This window comes from Pseudomonas sp. A014 (assembly GCF_052378495.1).
Lineage (GTDB): Bacteria > Pseudomonadota > Gammaproteobacteria > Pseudomonadales > Pseudomonadaceae > Aquipseudomonas > Aquipseudomonas machongensis.
In genome coordinates this window covers 669,489-685,662 of the sequence record NZ_CP199001.1, presented here as the reverse complement: position 1 = coordinate 685,662, position 16,174 = coordinate 669,489, and the positions used below count along the sequence as shown (strand labels likewise).

The window sequence follows — 16,174 nt, the reverse complement described above, 5'->3', positions numbered from 1 at the left end:
CGTCGGCTCACCTCACAGTGTCTTCTGGACGCTGTGCAGCCCGGGGGCCAGGCGATCCGGTTGGATGGCTGGCCGCGACCGCCCGCCTAGGGCGCGTCGCCGTGGACTTGAGTCCGGGCAGTGATTCTGTTGATAAAGATAGAGGAATGGGTGCGGCAGAGGATTGCGAAGATTGCTCTGATAAATAGCACTTGCGCAATTTTTCACTCAGGATTGATAATTCGCCGCAATCTGAACAGAAAAGGCATTCTTGATGAGCAAGCTCGACCGCTACGACCTGAGCATTCTTGCCGAATTGCAGCGCGATGCACGCATTTCCAACCAGGAACTGGCCGAGCGTATCGGCCTGTCCCCCTCGCCCTGCTCCCGGCGGGTCAAGCAGCTCGAAGACGACGGCTATATCTCGCGCCAGGTGGCCCTGCTGGACCGCAAGAAGCTCGGCCTGAGCCTCACCGCCTACGTGCTGATCGGCATGGACCGCCACACCCCCGAGCGTTTCGAAACCTTCGAAGCCGCCATTCGCAACCTGCCCCAGGTGCTCGAGTGCAGCCTGGTGACTGGGATGGACGCCGACTACCAGCTCAAGGTGGTGGTACCGGACATGGACCACTATCAGAAATTATTGCTCGGCAGCCTGACCCGTATCGAAGGCGTCACCAGCGTGCGTTCGAGCTTCGTGCTCAACCAGGTACTGGCCAGTACCGAGATGCCATTGACCCACCTCCGTTAAAACCTGCGATACCCGGCGTATGATCGGGTCTTCAGACTGCCTGGAGCTTTAAAGATGGATCCCGCCGTTTTCGAAGAATGGATGATGATCATCCTGGTCACCGTGCTGATCGGGTTCATGGGCTTCATCGTCTGGGACCTGGCGAAAAAATCCAAGGCCGGGCGCTTCGGCACGCTGATCCTGTTCTTCGTGCTGGGGTTGGGGGTGCTGGCCTTCATCATCAAGAGCGTGGTGGTGGGGTTTCTCGAAGGGGTGTAGCACAGCCCGCGATTGCGCCAGAGCAGCCCTATAGCCGTGCCGGCACCTCGCGCCAGCAGCCCTGCTCCAGCCCATCGAGGCTCCAGTCACCGATCCGGACCCGCACCAGACGCAAGGTCGGTAGCCCCACCGCCGCCGTCATCCGTCGCACCTGGCGGTTGCGCCCTTCGCGGATCACCAGTTCCAGCCAATGGGTGGGAATGCTCTTGCGAAAGCGTACCGGCGGGTTGCGCGGCCAAAGCGCTGGCTCCTCCAGAAGACGTGCCTCGGCTGGCAGCGTCTTGCCGTCGTTGAGTTCGACTCCATCGCGCAAACGCTGCAACTGCTCTTCGCTCGGCTCGCCTTCGACCTGCACCCAATAGGTCTTGGGCAATTTGTGCTTCGGGTCGGCAATGCGCGCCTGCAAACCGCCGTCGTTGGTCAGCAGCAGCAGCCCCTCGCTGTCACGGTCCAGACGCCCCGCGGGGTAGATGCCCGGGATATCGATGAAGTCCTTGAGCGTGGCGCGCCCCTGGTCGTCGCTGAACTGGGTCAGCACATCGAAGGGCTTGTTGAACAGGATCAGGCGAGGCTCGGCCGGCGGCGCCTTGGGCGGGCGACGCGGGCCGGAAGGACGCGCCGCCGGGCGGCGCGGTTTGGAGCGGGGTGGCAGGGGCATGGATCCTCAGCGGAACGGCGGCTCATCGAAGCTGCGCAGTTTACGCGAGTGCAGCGAGTTGAGCTCGGTGCGCAGCAGGTCGAGGGCAGCGATGCCGATCTTCAGATGCTGGCTGACCGCACGGTTGTAGAAGGCGTTCGCCGAGCCCGGCAGTTTGATCTCGCTGTGCAGTGGCTTGTCGGAAACGCACAGCAAGGTGCCGTAGGGCACACGCAGGCGATAACCCTGTGCCGCGATGGTGCCGCTCTCCATGTCCACCGCCACGGCGCGCGAAAGGTTGATCAGCGGGCGCTCCTGGGCCCAGCGCAGCTCCCAGTTGCGGTCGTCGTAGGTAAGCACGGTGCCGGTACGCAGACGCTTTTTCAGTTGCTCGCCGCGCTCGCCGGTCACCTGCGCCGCCGCTTCCTGCAGCGCCAGCTGCACCTCGGCCAGGGCCGGGATCGGGATGTTCGGCGGCACCACGCGATCGAGGATGCCGTCGCGACGCATGTAGGCGTGGGCCAGCACGTAGTCGCCGATGGTCTGCGACTGACGCAGGCCGCCACAGTGGCCGATCATCAGCCAGCAGTGCGGACGCAGAACGGCCAGGTGGTCGGTGATGTTCTTGGCGTTGGACGGGCCGACACCGATGTTGACCAGGGTGATGCCATCACCGTCGGCGGCGATCAGGTGGTAGGCCGGCATCTGGTAGCGATGCCAGACCACGCCAGCCACCAGTGCCTGGGCCTCGCCGTTGTCCATGCCCTTCTCGATCACGACATTGCCCGGCAGCACCATGCGCACGAAGCGCGGATCCTGGCGCAACTGCTCGAGGCCATGGGCGATGAACTGGTCGACATAACGGTGGTAGTTGGTCAGCAGGATCCACGGCTGCATGTGGCGCCAGTCACTGCCGGTGTAGTGCACCAGGCGACGCAGCGAAAAGTCCACGCGGGCGGCGTCGAACAGCGCCAGTGGCAGCGTCTCGGCGCTTTCCCAGTCGTATAGCCCATCGGCGATATTGTCGGTGGCGGCAGACAGGTCGGTGCTGGGGAACACCCGTGCCAACTGCGCGGCGGTGATGCCGCTGCCGGCCAGTTCGTCGCCCTGGTCGACCACATAGGGATACGGGATGTTCTGCTCGCTGACACCCACTTCCACCGTCACGGTGTAGTCGCTCATCAACGGGCGTAGCTGCTCCAGCAGATAACCGCGGAAGGCGGCCGGCTGGGTGACGGTGACGCTGTAGGTCCCGGCGACCTGCACCTTGGCATAGGCGCGCGTGGTGGCGGCAACTTCGCCCTGGCTGTAGTAGGTGAGGCGCAGGGCCGGATAGCGGAACTGGGCGCGCTGGTCTTCGTCCGGCTCGGTGCGGTCCTTGAGGTAACGCTTGAGGGCCTGGCTGAGGGCCCCGGTGGCCTGTTCATGCAGGGCCGCCAGACGATCGACGGCCTGTTCGGGGGTATCAACGACTACAAACGCTTGGCTCACGCTGGGCTTCCTGTCTTCGAGGGCATGCAGGGTTTCCATCTTGCCTGCCTTCGGCGTTAAAAACACCCCCGGTGGTAAATGGCGACCCCTTCGCGGGTAAACCCGCTGCCACAGGTGCTGCGCTGTATTTGAAACCAGCGGTGAACGTGTGGGAGCGGGTTTACCCGCGAAGGGGCCAACGCGATCAGAGCGGCGTGGCGCGCGCCACCAAGGCCTGGGCATCGACGCCACGCGGCAACGCGCCATACACCCGGCCGCCCGTGCCCAGCCGACTGCCGATAAATGCATCGCTCACCGTGGCATTGCCCGCCTCGAGCAGCAGCTTGGCCTGAATCGCCACGGCGATGTCCTCGGTCAACTGGCGTGCCCGGTACTGGATGTCGCTGGTGTCGGCGAATGCACCCTTGAGGTTGCCGATGTGCGCGGCCAGCCGCGGATCGCCATGGCCATCCCCCAGCTCGACGAACAGGGCCTCGAGCACGCCCGGCTCCTTGGACAGCGCACGCAGCACATCCAGGCACTGCACATTGCCCGAGCCCTCCCAGGTGGAGTTGACCGGCGCCTCGCGGTACAGCCGTGGCAGGATGCTGTCCTCGACATAACCGGCGCCGCCCAGGCATTCGGCCGCTTCGTTGATCATCGCCGGGGCACGCTTGCAGATCCAGTACTTGCCCACCGCCGTGACCAGACGGGCGAAATGCGCCTGCTGCGGATCGTCGAGCTGATCCAGCGCCTGGCCCATGCGCAGACTCAGGGCCAACGCTGCTTCGCTTTCCAGCGTCAAATCAGCGAGCACGTTCTGCATCAGGGGTTGCTCGTTGAGCAGCTTGCCGCCGACCTTGCGGTGCGCGCAGTGATGAGTGGCCTGGGTCAGGGCCTGGCGCATCAAGGCACTGGAGCCGACCATGCAGTCGAAGCGGGTCATGGCCACCATCTCGATGATGGTCGGCACGCCGCGCCCCTCCTCACCGATCATCCAGGCCAGGGCACCCCGAAACTCGACCTCGCTGGAAGCGTTCGATACATTGCCCAGTTTGTTCTTCAAGCGCTGGATGTAGAACTGGTTGCGCTGATCGTCCGGTCGATGGCGCGGCAGCAGGAAGCAACTCAGGCCTTTTTCGGTCTGCGCCAAGGTCAGGAAGGCATCGCACATCGGCGCCGAACAAAACCATTTGTGCCCCACCAGCTCGTAGGCCTGCCCCGGTCCGGGCGTGCCGATCGGATAGGCGCGGGTGGTGTTGGCACGCACGTCGGTGCCGCCCTGCTTCTCGGTCATGGCCATGCCAATGGTCACCCCGGCCTTGTGCCGGTCACCGATGTTGCGCGGATCGTACTCACGCGCCAGTACCTTGGGTAGCCAGTATTCGGCCAGCTCCGGCTGCAGGCGCAGCGCCGGCACGGCGGCAAAGGTCATGGTCAAGGGGCAGCCGGTGCCGGCTTCGGCCTGGCTATGCAGGTAGGTCATCGAGGCCCGGGCCACATGGGCGCCAGCGCGCGGCTCCGCCCACGGCAACGAGGGCAGGCCGTGCTCGACCGCAGTGCGCATCAGCTCGTGGTAGGCCGGATGGAAGGTCACCAGGTCGATGCGGTGCCCATAACGGTCGTGGCTGCTGAATTCGGGTTTGTGGGCATTGGCCAGGAACCCTGCAGCCATCAGCGGCCCGCCCGCCAAGGCACCATAGGCATCGATCCGTGCCTCGGCCCATCCCGCCCCGAAACGCCTCGACCATTCCTGCAGCGGGACATCGAGGCGGTACAGATTGGCGCCGTCGAGCGGCGGCGGCTGGTTGGTGACTTCGTGGGTTTCGGCGTACTGGTGCAGGTTCATGGGCGGCTCCTGGATCCGAACTGGCCTGGAAGGTCCAGTGAAGCACTCATTACCCATGAGTCAAAGTGGCAAAAGCGCCGATTCTGGCGACCCGACCTACTAAGCCCCAGGCCCGGAAGCCATTCGCCCGGCAGGGGCCTGCACCTGGGCCACGGCCACCGTCATCGCCAGTTCGAAGCGGCTGCCCAGGCCACGCGTCGACTCATGGGACAGGCGCGCGCCGATGAGCTCGCCCAACTGGCGACAGATAGACAAGCCGATACCCAGGCCGCCATAGCGCCGGGTCATGGAACCATCGACCTGGAAAAAGCGCTGGTACAGGATGGCCTGGTCCAGATCGTCGAAACCGATGCCGCTGTCGCTGACCGTCACACTCAGCGCCAGGCTGTCGGGGCCGATCCGGCGACCGCGGGCCTGGATCATCACACCGCCCTGATGGGTGAATTTCAACCCGTTGTCCACCAGGCAGGCGAGGCAGCGAGCAAGCTTTTGCGCATCGCACACCAGGCTGTCGGGCAGGTCCGCAGGCACGTCCAGGCTCAGGTACAACCCCTTGCCCAGTGCCTGCCCGGCATACCCTGCCCGCAGCTCCTGCAACAGTCGCCGAAGGCTGAACGGTGCGCCGTGAGCGCGCAGACGGCCCGCCTGGAGTTCGGTGAGGATCAGGATGTCGTCGACCATCGCCATCATGTCCTGTGCCGAACCCACGGCCGTGCGGTGATATTGCGCCTGCTCGGCGCCCATGGGCAGGGTCTGCATCAGTTCCAGCGAACCGATCACGCCGTTCATCGGTGTGCGCAGCTCATGGGTGACGGTGGCGAGGAATTCATCCTTGAGTCGATTGCTGCGCGCCAGTTGCTGATTGAGCTGCTCGAGTTTTCGGCCGCTGTCACGCAACGCCCGCGACTGTTCCTCGCGCAGGCGGTTGATGCGATCGGCCAGGGCCAGCGACAGCAGCGCTACTTCCAGTGCCGCGCCGATCTGGCTGGCGTACATGGTCAGGAACACATTGGGCAGGTAGCCCAGCACCATCACCGTATTGACCAGCCCGCCGAGCAGAAACGCCGTCCAGGCAATGACGAACCAGCGCGCAACGCGCACGCCACGCCGCCAGGCCATCACACCGACAGCAAACACACTCACCGTGAAGGTCAGCGCCAACGCCGTGGCCATGCGCAGCGCCACGCCATAGGAGAAGCTTACGGCCAGCAGCATCACCAGCACACCCCAGGCCATCAACAGCAACAACAGACGGTCGAACCCCGGGCTGAGGCGACGCACCTGCAGGAAGTGGCGGGTGAACTGGCAGCCGAACAGACCGGCCGCACCGATGAACAATGGCGTGGCGGCGTTGGTCCACCAGGGGCTGTCAGGCCAGAAGTAAGCGACCCCGGCACCGTTCACCGAGATCTGATACAGGCCGAACGCACCTATATAAAGGATGTAGTAGAGATAGCTGACATCGCGCACGCTCAGATAGATGAACAGGTTGTAGACCAGCATCACCAGCAGTACGCCGTAGATCATGCCCAGTACGTAGAAGCGCCCCGGCTGCGACTCGATGTAGGCCTCGGCCGACCAGAGGGTCAGCGGCGCCTGCACCGATCCCTGGCTGTGCAGGCGCAGGTAGACCGTGGTGGTCTGCTCGCGGGGCAAAGGCAGCTCGAACAGGTAGTTGTTCTGCCGGATCTGCCGACTGGCGTAGGGCAAGGCATCGCCGGTGCGTTGCGCCAGGCGCCATTTGCCCTCCCCGTCAGGCAGGTAGAGTTCCAGGTGATCCAACGGAGGGTAGGCCAGTTCCAGCAACCATTGGCGGGGCGCGGCTGCTGGCAGACCGACAGGACGCAGGTCGAGTTTCAGCCAGAACACCGACGTCGAGTAGCCGGCATTGAGTACGTCCTGGGTGTGCGTGCGAAAGCGCGAGGCGAACGCTGGCGCGCTGACCTGGTCGATGCTGGCGCTGCCATCCACGTCTTCGTAGACCTGCATCAGCTTGCCCAAGGGGAGTTGCCGGGTAGCATCGTCGAAATCGACCGCTCCGGCGAGCAGGGGCAGGCAGCCCAAGAGCACAATCAGCAAATAGCGCATACAGCCCCAGCATGGTCTGCGCGGTTGCGTCGTGATTGCCTCCCATCCCTTTGAGACGACGAAACCCGGCAGCGCCGTTAATAGAGTTATCCGAGCACTCTAGCATAGCCTTGGGAGCCGTCCAGCAGCCACTGTCAATTTGCCATAAAGCGCTCTAGAACGGTAATTTCAGGCATTACCACAGATTCAAGTTGACCAAATGGTCAACTAAATTGCCGCACTCGCCGATTCGCGCAAAGGGGTTTGATGGTAAGCTCGCCGACCATGAATACCTACAGCTCCCGCCCCGTTGTCCTCTGTCTCTCCGGCCACGACCCCAGTGGCGGTGCAGGCCTGCAGGCAGATATCGAAGCCCTGATCGCCCAAGGCTGTCACGCCGCCCCTGCCGTGACCGCACTGACCGTCCAGGATACCGTCAACGTTTCCGACTTCCGCGTGCTCGACCGCGAGTGGGTGCTGGCCCAGGCCAACGCCGTGCTGGCCGACTCCAGCGTGGCAGCGGTCAAGCTGGGCATGCTCGGCTCGACCGAGATGGTCGATACCGTCGCCGAACTCCTCGCCGCGCATCCGCACCTGCCGCTGGTCTGCGATCCGGTGCTGCGTGCCGGTGGTGGCGGCCGCCTGGGCAAGGACGAGGTCGGCTACGCCCTGCGCGAGCGTCTGCTGCCGCGGGCCACCATCGCCACGCCCAACCTGCCCGAGGCACGCATCCTTGCCGAACTGCCGAACGGCAGCGCAGACGAATGCGCAGAGAAACTTCTGCCGTTTTGCGAGCATTTTCTGATTACTGGCGGCCATGGCGACGAGGTGGAAATTCACAACCGTCTGTACAGCCGCAGCGGCCAGCAACACACCTGGACCTGCCAGCGCCTGCCCGGCAGCTACCATGGTTCAGGCTGCACGCTGGCCAGCGCCCTGGCCGGTCGCCTGGCGTTGGGCGAGCAGCTCGAAAGTGCGGTGCGCAGCGCCCTGGACTACACCTGGCGCACGCTGCGCGACGCCGAGCAACTGGGCAAGGGCCAGTACGTGCCCCGCCGCCTGCCCCTGGACTTCTGCTCCTGATACGAGGCCATCACATGAAGCTACGCGGCCTGTACGCGATCACCGACAGCCAACTGCTCGCCGGCCGTTTCCTTTCGCATGTCGAGGCAGCGCTCGAAGGCGGTGTCTGCCTGCTGCAGTACCGCGACAAGGGTGACGATGCGGCGCGACGCCTGCGCGAGGCCGAAGCGCTGATGCGACTCTGCGAACGCTACGGCACCCAGCTGATCATCAACGATGACGCCGAGCTGGCCGCGCGCCTGGGCGTCGGCGTGCATCTGGGGCAGACCGACGGCCCGCTCACACCCGCCCGTGCCTTGCTTGGGCGCAACGCCATCATTGGCTCGACCTGCCATGCCAGCCTCGACCTGGCCGCACAGGCCGCCAGCGAAGGGGCAAGCTACGTGGCCTTCGGCCGATTCTTCAATTCCCTGACCAAGCCCGGCGCCCCGGCCGCCCGCCTCGAACTGATCGAGCAGGCTCGCGCCCAGGTCAAGCTGCCGATCGCAGTGATCGGTGGTATCACCCTCGACAACGCCGCCCCGCTGGTCGCCCATGGCGCCGACCTGCTGGCGGTGATCCACGGCCTGTTCGGTGCCGACAGCGCGCAGGAAGTCACCCGCCGCGCCCGCGCCTTCAACGCCCTGTTCGCTTCCTGATTTCGAGAGAAGATCCCATGTCCCGTTCCGAAACCCTGTTCGCCCAAGCCCAGAAGCACATTCCCGGCGGCGTCAACTCGCCGGTGCGCGCCTTCAAGAGCGTCGGCGGCACCCCGCTGTTCTTCAAACATGCCGAAGGCGCCTATGTGGTCGATGAAGACGACAAGCGCTACGTCGACTACGTCGGTTCCTGGGGCCCGATGATCCTCGGCCACGGTCACCCGGACGTACTGGACGCGGTACGCCGTCAGCTGGAGCACGGCCTGTCGTACGGTGCGCCGACCGCCATGGAAACCGAGATGGCCGACCTGGTCTGCTCGATCGTGCCGTCCATGGAGATGGTGCGCATGGTCAGCTCGGGCACCGAAGCCACCATGAGCGCCATTCGCCTGGCCCGTGGCTACACCGGTCGCGATGCGATCATCAAGTTCGAAGGCTGCTACCACGGCCACTCCGACAGCCTGCTGGTCAAAGCCGGTTCCGGCCTGCTCACCCAGGGCGTGCCGAGCTCGGCGGGCGTGCCGGCCGACTTCGCCAAGCACACACTGACCCTGCCGTTCAACGACATCGCAGCCGTCGAGAAGACCCTCGCCGACGTTGGCCAGACAGTGGCCTGCATCATCGTCGAGCCGGTAGCCGGCAACATGAACTGTGTACCGCCGGCGCCAGGCTTCCTCGAAGGCCTGCGCGCGCTGTGCGACAAGCACGGTGTGGTGCTGATTTTCGATGAAGTGATGACCGGTTTCCGCGTATCGCTGGGTGGCGCACAGGGCCACTACGGCATTACCCCGGACCTGTCGACCTTCGGCAAGATCGTCGGTGGCGGCATGCCGGTAGGCTGCTTCGGCGGCAAGCGCGAGATCATGGGTTGCATCGCCCCGCTCGGCCCGGTCTACCAGGCAGGCACCCTGTCGGGCAACCCGCTGGCGATGGCCGCCGGCCTGACCACCCTCAAGCTGATCAGCCGCCCGGGCTTCCACGACGAGCTGAGCGCCTTCACCAGCCGCATGCTCGACGGCCTGCAACAACGCGCCGATGCTGCCGGCGTGCCGTTCGTCACCACCCAGGCAGGTGCGATGTTCGGCCTGTACTTCACCGGTGCCGACGACATCGTCACCTTCGACGATGTGATGGCCAGCGACGCAGAGCGCTTCAAGCGCTTCTTCCACCTGATGCTCGAGGGCAGTGTGTACCTGGCACCGAGTGCGTTCGAAGCGGGCTTCACCTCCATCGCCCATGGCGAGAAAGAGCTGCAGATCACCCTGGATGCGGCCGAGCGGGCATTTGCCAAGCTGAAGTGACCAACCTGATGGCCTCATCGCGGGACAAGCCCACCTCCACTGCTACCGTCTGTGGAGGTGGATTTGTCCCGCGATGAGGCTGCTTCAGAGCAAAACGTGAGCCCCATCACAAGTCGCACAAATACACCTCGATGCAGAATTTCGAGTAAAACTTTGTAAGGTTGGCGCTGCTTATCCCATAATGTGCCACCAGAGACATTGGCCGCAGCTTTGCAGAGGTAAGTCGATCCCCATGAACCGCACCGGCCGCGCCCTCACCCTGGGCTGCCTGTTGCTTCTTCAGCCCCTGCTGGTCCTGGCAGAGGGCGGTAACTCGTTGCTGATTCCAGCGACGGGCCGCTGCACTCTCAATGCCCAGCCGCAAGACCTGGAGAATGCGCTGAAAGCCTGCGCGCAAAGTGCGGAATCCGGCGATGCCCAGGCGCAGTATGAACTGGGCGAGTTCTACTACACCGGCAACCAGGCCCCCAAGGACCTGAACAAGGCACTGAACTGGTTCGAGAAAGCCTCGCTGCAGGGCCACGCCCAGGCCCAGTATCGTCTGGGCGGCATGTTCTTCCATGGCGAGGGGGTCAAGGCCAACAACGTCCAGGCCTATATCCTGCTGAAGATCGCTGCGGTCAACGGCGCCGAAGACGCGCTGGACATGGCCGACGAAGTCACCGAGCAGATGCCCCGCGACGAACTCGAGCATGCCACGCAAGTGCTCGGACAGATCTTCCGCAAGTACCTTCTGGAGCTGCAAAGCGCCGAAGGGCGCACGCCGTTCTCGCCGCTGCCCTGATCCGATCATCCAATCGTCAAATGGTGCTGGCAGACTGTCAGCCTTGCCCTTGATCGTTTCAGATCTTTCGCCACTGTCGCTCAAGGGTTATTCTTGAGTTCATATCCCTCGTCGAGCGCCTTGAACCGACCTTGAACGCACCCATACAACCCCATCGCTTCACCCTCGAACCCTTCGAGGCCCACCGTTTCGCCAACTTGTGTGGCCAGTTCGACGAGCACCTGCGCCTGATCGAACAACGCCTGGCCATCGAGATTCGCAACCGCGGCAATCAGTTCGAACTGATCGGCGAGCCCAAGACCACCTCCGCCGCCGAACAGCTGCTGCGCCGTCTCTATCGCGAGACCAAGGCCACCGACCTGTCGCCGGAAACGGTCCACCTCTATCTCCAGGAGTCGGCGGTCGAGAACATCGACAATCCCGTCGTCAACGAAGTCAGCGTCTCGCTGCGCACGCGCAAGGGCAACATCCGCCCGCGCGGGGCCAACCAGCAGCGCTACGTCAAGGAAATCCTGGCCAACGACATCAACTTCGGCATCGGCCCGGCCGGCACCGGCAAGACATACCTGGCCGTGGCCTGCGCCGTCGATGCGCTGGAGCGCGAGCAGGTGCGCCGCATCCTGCTGGTACGCCCGGCGGTCGAAGCCGGCGAGAAGCTCGGCTTCCTGCCCGGCGACCTGGCCCAGAAGATCGACCCTTACCTGCGCCCGCTGTACGACGCCCTCTACGAGATGCTCGGCTTCGAGCACGTGGCCAAGCTGATCGAGCGCCAGGTGATCGAGATCGCCCCGCTGGCCTACATGCGCGGCCGCACGCTGAACAACAGTTTCATCATCCTCGACGAAAGCCAGAACACCACCCTCGAGCAGATGAAGATGTTCCTCACCCGCATCGGCTTCGGCTCGACTGCTGTGATCACCGGCGACATCACTCAGGTCGACCTGCCGCGTGGCACCAAGTCGGGGCTGGCCCACGTGATCGAAGTGCTCAGGGACGTCCCGGGCATCAGTTTCACCCATTTCCAGCCCAAGGACGTGGTACGCCACCCGCTGGTGCAGCGCATCGTCGAAGCCTACGATCGCTTCGAAGCCCGTCAGGCCAAGCCCGAGGCGCCCGCCAAAGATGCTTGAACTCGATCTGCAACGGGCTACCGATTCCCCCGCACCGGACGACGCGGCATTCCGCCGCTGGTGCGAGCTGGCGTTACGCCAGCGCAGCGCCGACTCGGAAATGACCATCCGCCTGGTCGACGAGGCCGAGGGCCGCGAACTGAACAACACCTACCGGCACAAGGACTACGCGACCAACGTATTGTCCTTCCCTGCTGACGTGCCCGACGAACTGCTGGATATTCCGCTGCTGGGCGACCTGGTCATCTGCGTGCCGGTGGTCGAGCGCGAAGCCAGCGAACAAGGCAAGGCGCTGGAGGCACACTGGGCGCACCTGGTCATTCACGGCTGCCTGCACCTGCTCGGCTACGACCACATCGACGACGATGAGGCCGAGGAAATGGAAGCCCTGGAACGCGAATTGCTGGCCGAACTGGGTCATCCTGACCCGTACGCCGATGACGACACCGATTCAATCACCCCTTGATCACTGCAAAGGAACACGAGTAAACCGCCATGAGCGAAGATCGATCGAGCAACGGGCAGAAGTCCTGGCTGGGTAAACTGACCCAGGCTTTTGCCCATGAGCCGAAAAACCGCCAGGAGCTCCTCGAGCTGCTGCGCGAAGCCCATCAGAACAAGCTGCTCGACAGCGAAGCGTTGACCATCGTCGAAGGTGCCATCCAGGTCGCTGACCTGCAGGTACGCGACATCATGGTCCCGCGCTCGCAGATGATCAGCATCAAGGCCAGCCAGTCCCCACGCGAATTCCTGCCGGCGGTGATCGACGCCGCGCACTCGCGCTACCCGGTGATCGGTGAAAGCCATGACGATGTGCTCGGGATCCTGCTGGCCAAGGACCTGCTGCCGCTGATCCTCAAGGAGAACGGCGACAGCTTCAACATCAAGGACCTGCTGCGCCCGGCCACCTTCGTGCCGGAGTCCAAGCGCCTGAACGTGCTGCTGCGCGAGTTCCGCGCCAACCACAATCACATGGCCATCGTCATCGACGAATACGGCGGCGTCGCGGGCCTGGTAACCATCGAGGACGTGCTCGAGCAGATCGTCGGCGACATCGAGGACGAGCACGACGTCGAGGAAGACAGCTACATCAAGCCACTGCCCAGTGGCGACTTCCTGGTAAAAGCGCTCACGCCGATCGAGAACTTCAACGAGTTCTTCGACAGCGAGTTCTCCGACGATGAGTTCGACACTGTCGGCGGCCTGGTCATGAGCGCCTTTGGTCACCTGCCAAAGCGCAACGAGACCACCGAAATCGGCGCCTATCGCTTCCGCATCCTCAATGCCGACAGCCGCCGGATACACTTGCTGCGCCTGACCCCGATCACCCGCTAAGGACGAACATGCGCTGGATCACCCGCCCCGGCTGGCCCGGTAACCTGCTGGCCATGGTGGCCGGCGCTTCCACCTCCCTGGCCCTGGCGCCCTTCGACATCTGGCCGATCGCCTTGCTGGCGATCATGCTGTTCTACCTCGGCCTGCGCGAGCTCAGCCCGCGCCAGGCTTTGGGTCGCGGCTGGTGCTATGGGTTCGGCCTGTATGGTGCTGGCACCAGCTGGATCTACGTCAGCATCAATACTTACGGCGGGGCGTCGCCCTTGCTGGCGATCCTGCTGCTGGTGGCATTCTTCGCCGCCATCGCCTGGTTCTTCGCCCTGCCCGCCTGGCTCTGGGCGCGCTGGCTGCGGCGCAACGAGGCACCACTGGCTGACGCCCTGTGCTTCGCCGCCCTGTGGCTGTTGCAGGAGGCGTTCCGCGGCTGGTTCCTGACTGGTTTCCCCTGGCTCTACGCCGGCTACAGCCAGCTTGACGGTCCGCTGGCGGGGCTTGCGCCACTGGGGGGCGTCTGGCTGATTTCCTTCGCCCTGGCGCTGTCTGCCGCACTGCTGTGCAACCTGCACCGTTTGCGGGCACGCCCGGCCTTCCTCGCGGTGGGCGCACTGCTGCTGGTCGCCCCGTGGGGCATCGGCCTGGCACTCAAGGACCACGCCTGGACCCGACCGGCCGGCGAGCCACTGAAAGTGGCTGCGGTGCAGGGTAACGTCGAGCAGGACCTGAAATGGGACCCGGCCCACGTCAACGCCCAACTGGCGCTGTACCGCGACATGAGCCTGAGCTCCAAGCCGGTCGACCTGTTGATCTGGCCCGAGACCGCAGTACCGGTGCTCAAGGACCAGGCCCAGGGCTACATCGACATGATGGGCAGCTTCGCCTCTGGCCGTCATTCGGCGCTGATCACCGGGGTGCCGATCCGCGAAGTGGTGCACCACCAGCGCCGCTACTACAACGGCATCACCGTGACCGGCGAAGGCGACGGCACCTACCTCAAGCAGAAGCTGGTGCCATTTGGCGAGTACGTACCGCTGCAGGACGTGCTGCGCGGGCTGATCGAGTTCTTCAACCTGCCGATGTCCGACTTCGCCCGCGGGCCGGAAGACCAGCCTCTGCTGCAGGCCAAGGGCTATCAGATAGCGCCGTACATCTGCTACGAAGTGGTCTACCCGGAATTCGCCGCAGAGCTGGCAGCGCAGAGCGATCTGCTGCTGACCATCAGCAACGACACCTGGTTCGGCACCTCGATCGGCCCGTTACAGCACTTGCAGATGGCACAGATGCGCGCACTCGAGGCTGGCCGCTGGATGATCCGCGCCACCAACAATGGTGTAACGGCCCTGATCGACCCGTTCGGCAGGATCACCACCCAGATTCCGCAGTTCCAGAAGGCGATTCTGTATGGTGATGTGGTGCCGATGCAGCACCTCACGCCTTACCTGCAGTGGCGCTCGTGGCCATTGGCAATCGTCTGCGTGCTGCTGATGGGCTGGGCGCTGCTGGCAGCCAGGATCGCCAGAGCCCTCTAACGGGCTTTTTTCACGGGCAAGCCCGCTCCCACAGGCACTGCAAGGTCTTAAGGACCCAGTGCCTGTGGGCGCGCGCTCCCCTTGAAGAGACCAGCACAGCGTTTGCCACATCAATAGAACAATCGATATCCCAGCAGCCCTACCGCCTCGTTGAGCAACTGCCCGCTCTGCCAGATCGCCCGGCTTTCCGGCAGCAGCCCGGCAAACGGTCGTGCATGATCGCCCCCCAGGAACCCCACTGGCGCGGGCACCACTTCGAACCCCACCTGCTCGAAGCTCCAGCGTGAGCGTTGCATGTGCCAGGCCTGGGTCACCACCACCACACGGCGCAGGCCCAACGGCTGCAGAACATCGGCGCTGAAACGAGCGTTTTCCCAGGTCGTGCGGCTGGCCTCTTCCTTCCAGGCCACATCCACCCCGAAGTCAGCCTTGAGCCGATCGGCCATCAGTTGCGCCTCGCTCGGCGGCGTGCCGTAGTGCAGGCCGCCGGTGGTCAGCACCGGCAAGCCCGAAGCCTTGGCCAACTGCGCCGCATATCGCATGCGCTCCAACGCCGTGCCAGCGGGCTGGTCCTGTCCGCCCCAGGCCGGATCGCCACGCTCCCGACCTGCGCCCAGGATCACGATGGCATCGGCACGCGCAGCCAACCCGGCCCACTCATCCAGTGCCAGGGGCGCCTCGGTTTCCAACGCCCGTGCCGACTCCTGTACCACCAACGGCAGGCTCATCAGCCACAAGCCCCCCAGCCCGATGAAAAAGCACAACCCGGCCAGGCGCGGGCGGCGCTTGCGCAGCCACCAGGCCGCCAGCAGCAACAGAAACAGCAAGCCCGGCGGCATAAGCCACTGCTTGACGAAAAAACGAATCGGCATGCGCGCACCTCAATAGAAGAGGTGCAGCCTAAGAGGATCGACGCCGGGCAACAAGTGCGCGACCGGCGTCGATCAGAGTGGTGTATCGAAGAAGCGTCACGAAACGACGCGGGCCTGGTGTCCTGAACGGCTATCGGGAAGGTTGCGTTCTGGATCTGTCCATTGCAGCGGGGCGCTGCCGGTCCTTGAGCCAGACGATCTTGCCCTTGCCCGACTCCGGCTGAGGGTAGGCGCCGGCACTGGCGAAACGGCTCTCCGGAAGCGTGTCCAGATAAGCCTTGATCACCTGGAACTCCGCGGGGCTCAGGCCGCGCAGCTCCAATTCTGCTGGCATTTCGTCGCGCAGTCGCACCGAGGTTCTGGCCACTTCGAGTGCCAGGCCCAGTCGGTCGATCAGGCGTTCGTATAGCTCCGGTTTGATTGCGGTTAGCTGCGACTCTCCCATCCGTTCACCTCATTGAAGGTAAGAATATCTCCCCCCATAGATGAGCTTA

Annotated in this window: 16 protein-coding genes; 10 read left to right on the top strand and 6 right to left on the bottom strand. The window is 64.2% G+C overall.

Annotation, left to right across the window (positions count from 1 at the left end; all coding sequences use genetic code 11):
• Positions 1-253 precede the first annotated feature (253 nt).
• Both ACTYOL_RS03260 and ACTYOL_RS03255 read left to right on the top strand, forming a co-directional pair.
• A complete protein-coding gene (locus ACTYOL_RS03260) occupies positions 254-730 on the top strand; it encodes an Lrp/AsnC family transcriptional regulator (protein ID WP_016712159.1) in 477 nt (158 codons plus the stop codon).
• 54 nt (positions 731-784) lie between these two features.
• Complete coding sequence (locus tag ACTYOL_RS03255; protein ID WP_013974331.1) at positions 785-988, top strand: DUF2788 domain-containing protein; 204 nt, start codon at positions 785-787, stop codon at positions 986-988.
• Positions 989-1,016: 28 nt separating this feature from the next.
• Here the strand turns inward: ACTYOL_RS03255 and ACTYOL_RS03250 are convergent, their stop codons facing one another.
• The 4 genes from ACTYOL_RS03250 to ACTYOL_RS03235 form a co-directional block, all read right to left on the bottom strand.
• Positions 1,017-1,646, bottom strand: a complete 630-nt coding sequence (locus ACTYOL_RS03250) for a pseudouridine synthase (protein WP_054892833.1) — start codon at positions 1,644-1,646, stop codon at positions 1,017-1,019.
• A 6-nt stretch (positions 1,647-1,652) separates the two neighbouring features.
• Entirely contained in the window at positions 1,653-3,155 is a 1,503-nt protein-coding gene (gene amn / locus ACTYOL_RS03245) for an AMP nucleosidase (RefSeq protein WP_200603684.1), read from the bottom strand.
• 145 nt (positions 3,156-3,300) lie between these two features.
• Positions 3,301-4,944 (bottom strand): acyl-CoA dehydrogenase family protein, encoded by a 1,644-nt coding sequence (locus ACTYOL_RS03240; protein ID WP_444757534.1) that lies wholly within the window; start codon positions 4,942-4,944, stop codon positions 3,301-3,303.
• Positions 4,945-5,043: 99 nt separating this feature from the next.
• Positions 5,044-7,032 carry a sensor histidine kinase gene (locus ACTYOL_RS03235; protein ID WP_444757533.1) on the bottom strand — a complete coding sequence of 663 codons (1,989 nt, stop codon included), beginning with the start codon at positions 7,030-7,032 and terminating at the stop codon, positions 5,044-5,046.
• 264 nt (positions 7,033-7,296) lie between these two features.
• On the opposite strand from ACTYOL_RS03235, the gene ACTYOL_RS03230 reads away from it, so the two are divergent.
• From ACTYOL_RS03230 to lnt, 8 genes are all read left to right on the top strand, one after another.
• Positions 7,297-8,094, top strand: coding sequence for a hydroxymethylpyrimidine/phosphomethylpyrimidine kinase (locus ACTYOL_RS03230; protein WP_444757532.1), 798 nt, complete (start codon positions 7,297-7,299; stop codon positions 8,092-8,094).
• Positions 8,095-8,108: 14 nt separating this feature from the next.
• Positions 8,109-8,732, top strand: coding sequence for a thiamine phosphate synthase (thiE, locus tag ACTYOL_RS03225; RefSeq protein WP_197892065.1), 624 nt, complete (start codon positions 8,109-8,111; stop codon positions 8,730-8,732).
• Between the two features lie 17 nt (positions 8,733-8,749).
• Positions 8,750-10,033, top strand: a complete 1,284-nt coding sequence (hemL, locus tag ACTYOL_RS03220; protein ID WP_444757531.1) for a glutamate-1-semialdehyde 2,1-aminomutase — start codon at positions 8,750-8,752, stop codon at positions 10,031-10,033.
• 232 nt (positions 10,034-10,265) lie between these two features.
• Complete coding sequence (locus ACTYOL_RS03215; RefSeq protein ID WP_153774462.1) at positions 10,266-10,817, top strand: tetratricopeptide repeat protein; 552 nt, start codon at positions 10,266-10,268, stop codon at positions 10,815-10,817.
• 131 nt (positions 10,818-10,948) lie between these two features.
• Entirely contained in the window at positions 10,949-11,947 is a 999-nt protein-coding gene (locus ACTYOL_RS03210; protein WP_444757530.1) for a PhoH family protein, read from the top strand.
• Complete coding sequence (gene ybeY, locus ACTYOL_RS03205) at positions 11,940-12,413, top strand: rRNA maturation RNase YbeY (protein WP_444757529.1); 474 nt, start codon at positions 11,940-11,942, stop codon at positions 12,411-12,413. The genes ACTYOL_RS03210 and ybeY overlap by 8 nt, the downstream gene beginning before the upstream one ends.
• Before the next feature lie 29 nt (positions 12,414-12,442).
• Positions 12,443-13,282 (top strand): HlyC/CorC family transporter, encoded by an 840-nt coding sequence (locus ACTYOL_RS03200; protein ID WP_054892824.1) that lies wholly within the window; start codon positions 12,443-12,445, stop codon positions 13,280-13,282.
• Between the two features lie 8 nt (positions 13,283-13,290).
• Complete coding sequence (gene lnt, locus ACTYOL_RS03195; RefSeq protein ID WP_444757528.1) at positions 13,291-14,808, top strand: apolipoprotein N-acyltransferase; 1,518 nt, start codon at positions 13,291-13,293, stop codon at positions 14,806-14,808.
• Positions 14,809-14,918: 110 nt separating this feature from the next.
• Here the strand turns inward: lnt and ACTYOL_RS03190 are convergent, their stop codons facing one another.
• The gene (locus ACTYOL_RS03190; protein WP_197892061.1) at positions 14,919-15,680 is read right to left on the bottom strand and encodes a YdcF family protein; all 762 of its coding nucleotides are present in this window, start codon (positions 15,678-15,680) and stop codon (positions 14,919-14,921) included.
• A 130-nt stretch (positions 15,681-15,810) separates the two neighbouring features.
• The gene (locus ACTYOL_RS03185) at positions 15,811-16,125 is read right to left on the bottom strand and encodes a hypothetical protein (RefSeq protein ID WP_054892821.1); all 315 of its coding nucleotides are present in this window, start codon (positions 16,123-16,125) and stop codon (positions 15,811-15,813) included.
• Positions 16,126-16,174: the final 49 nt, after the last annotated feature.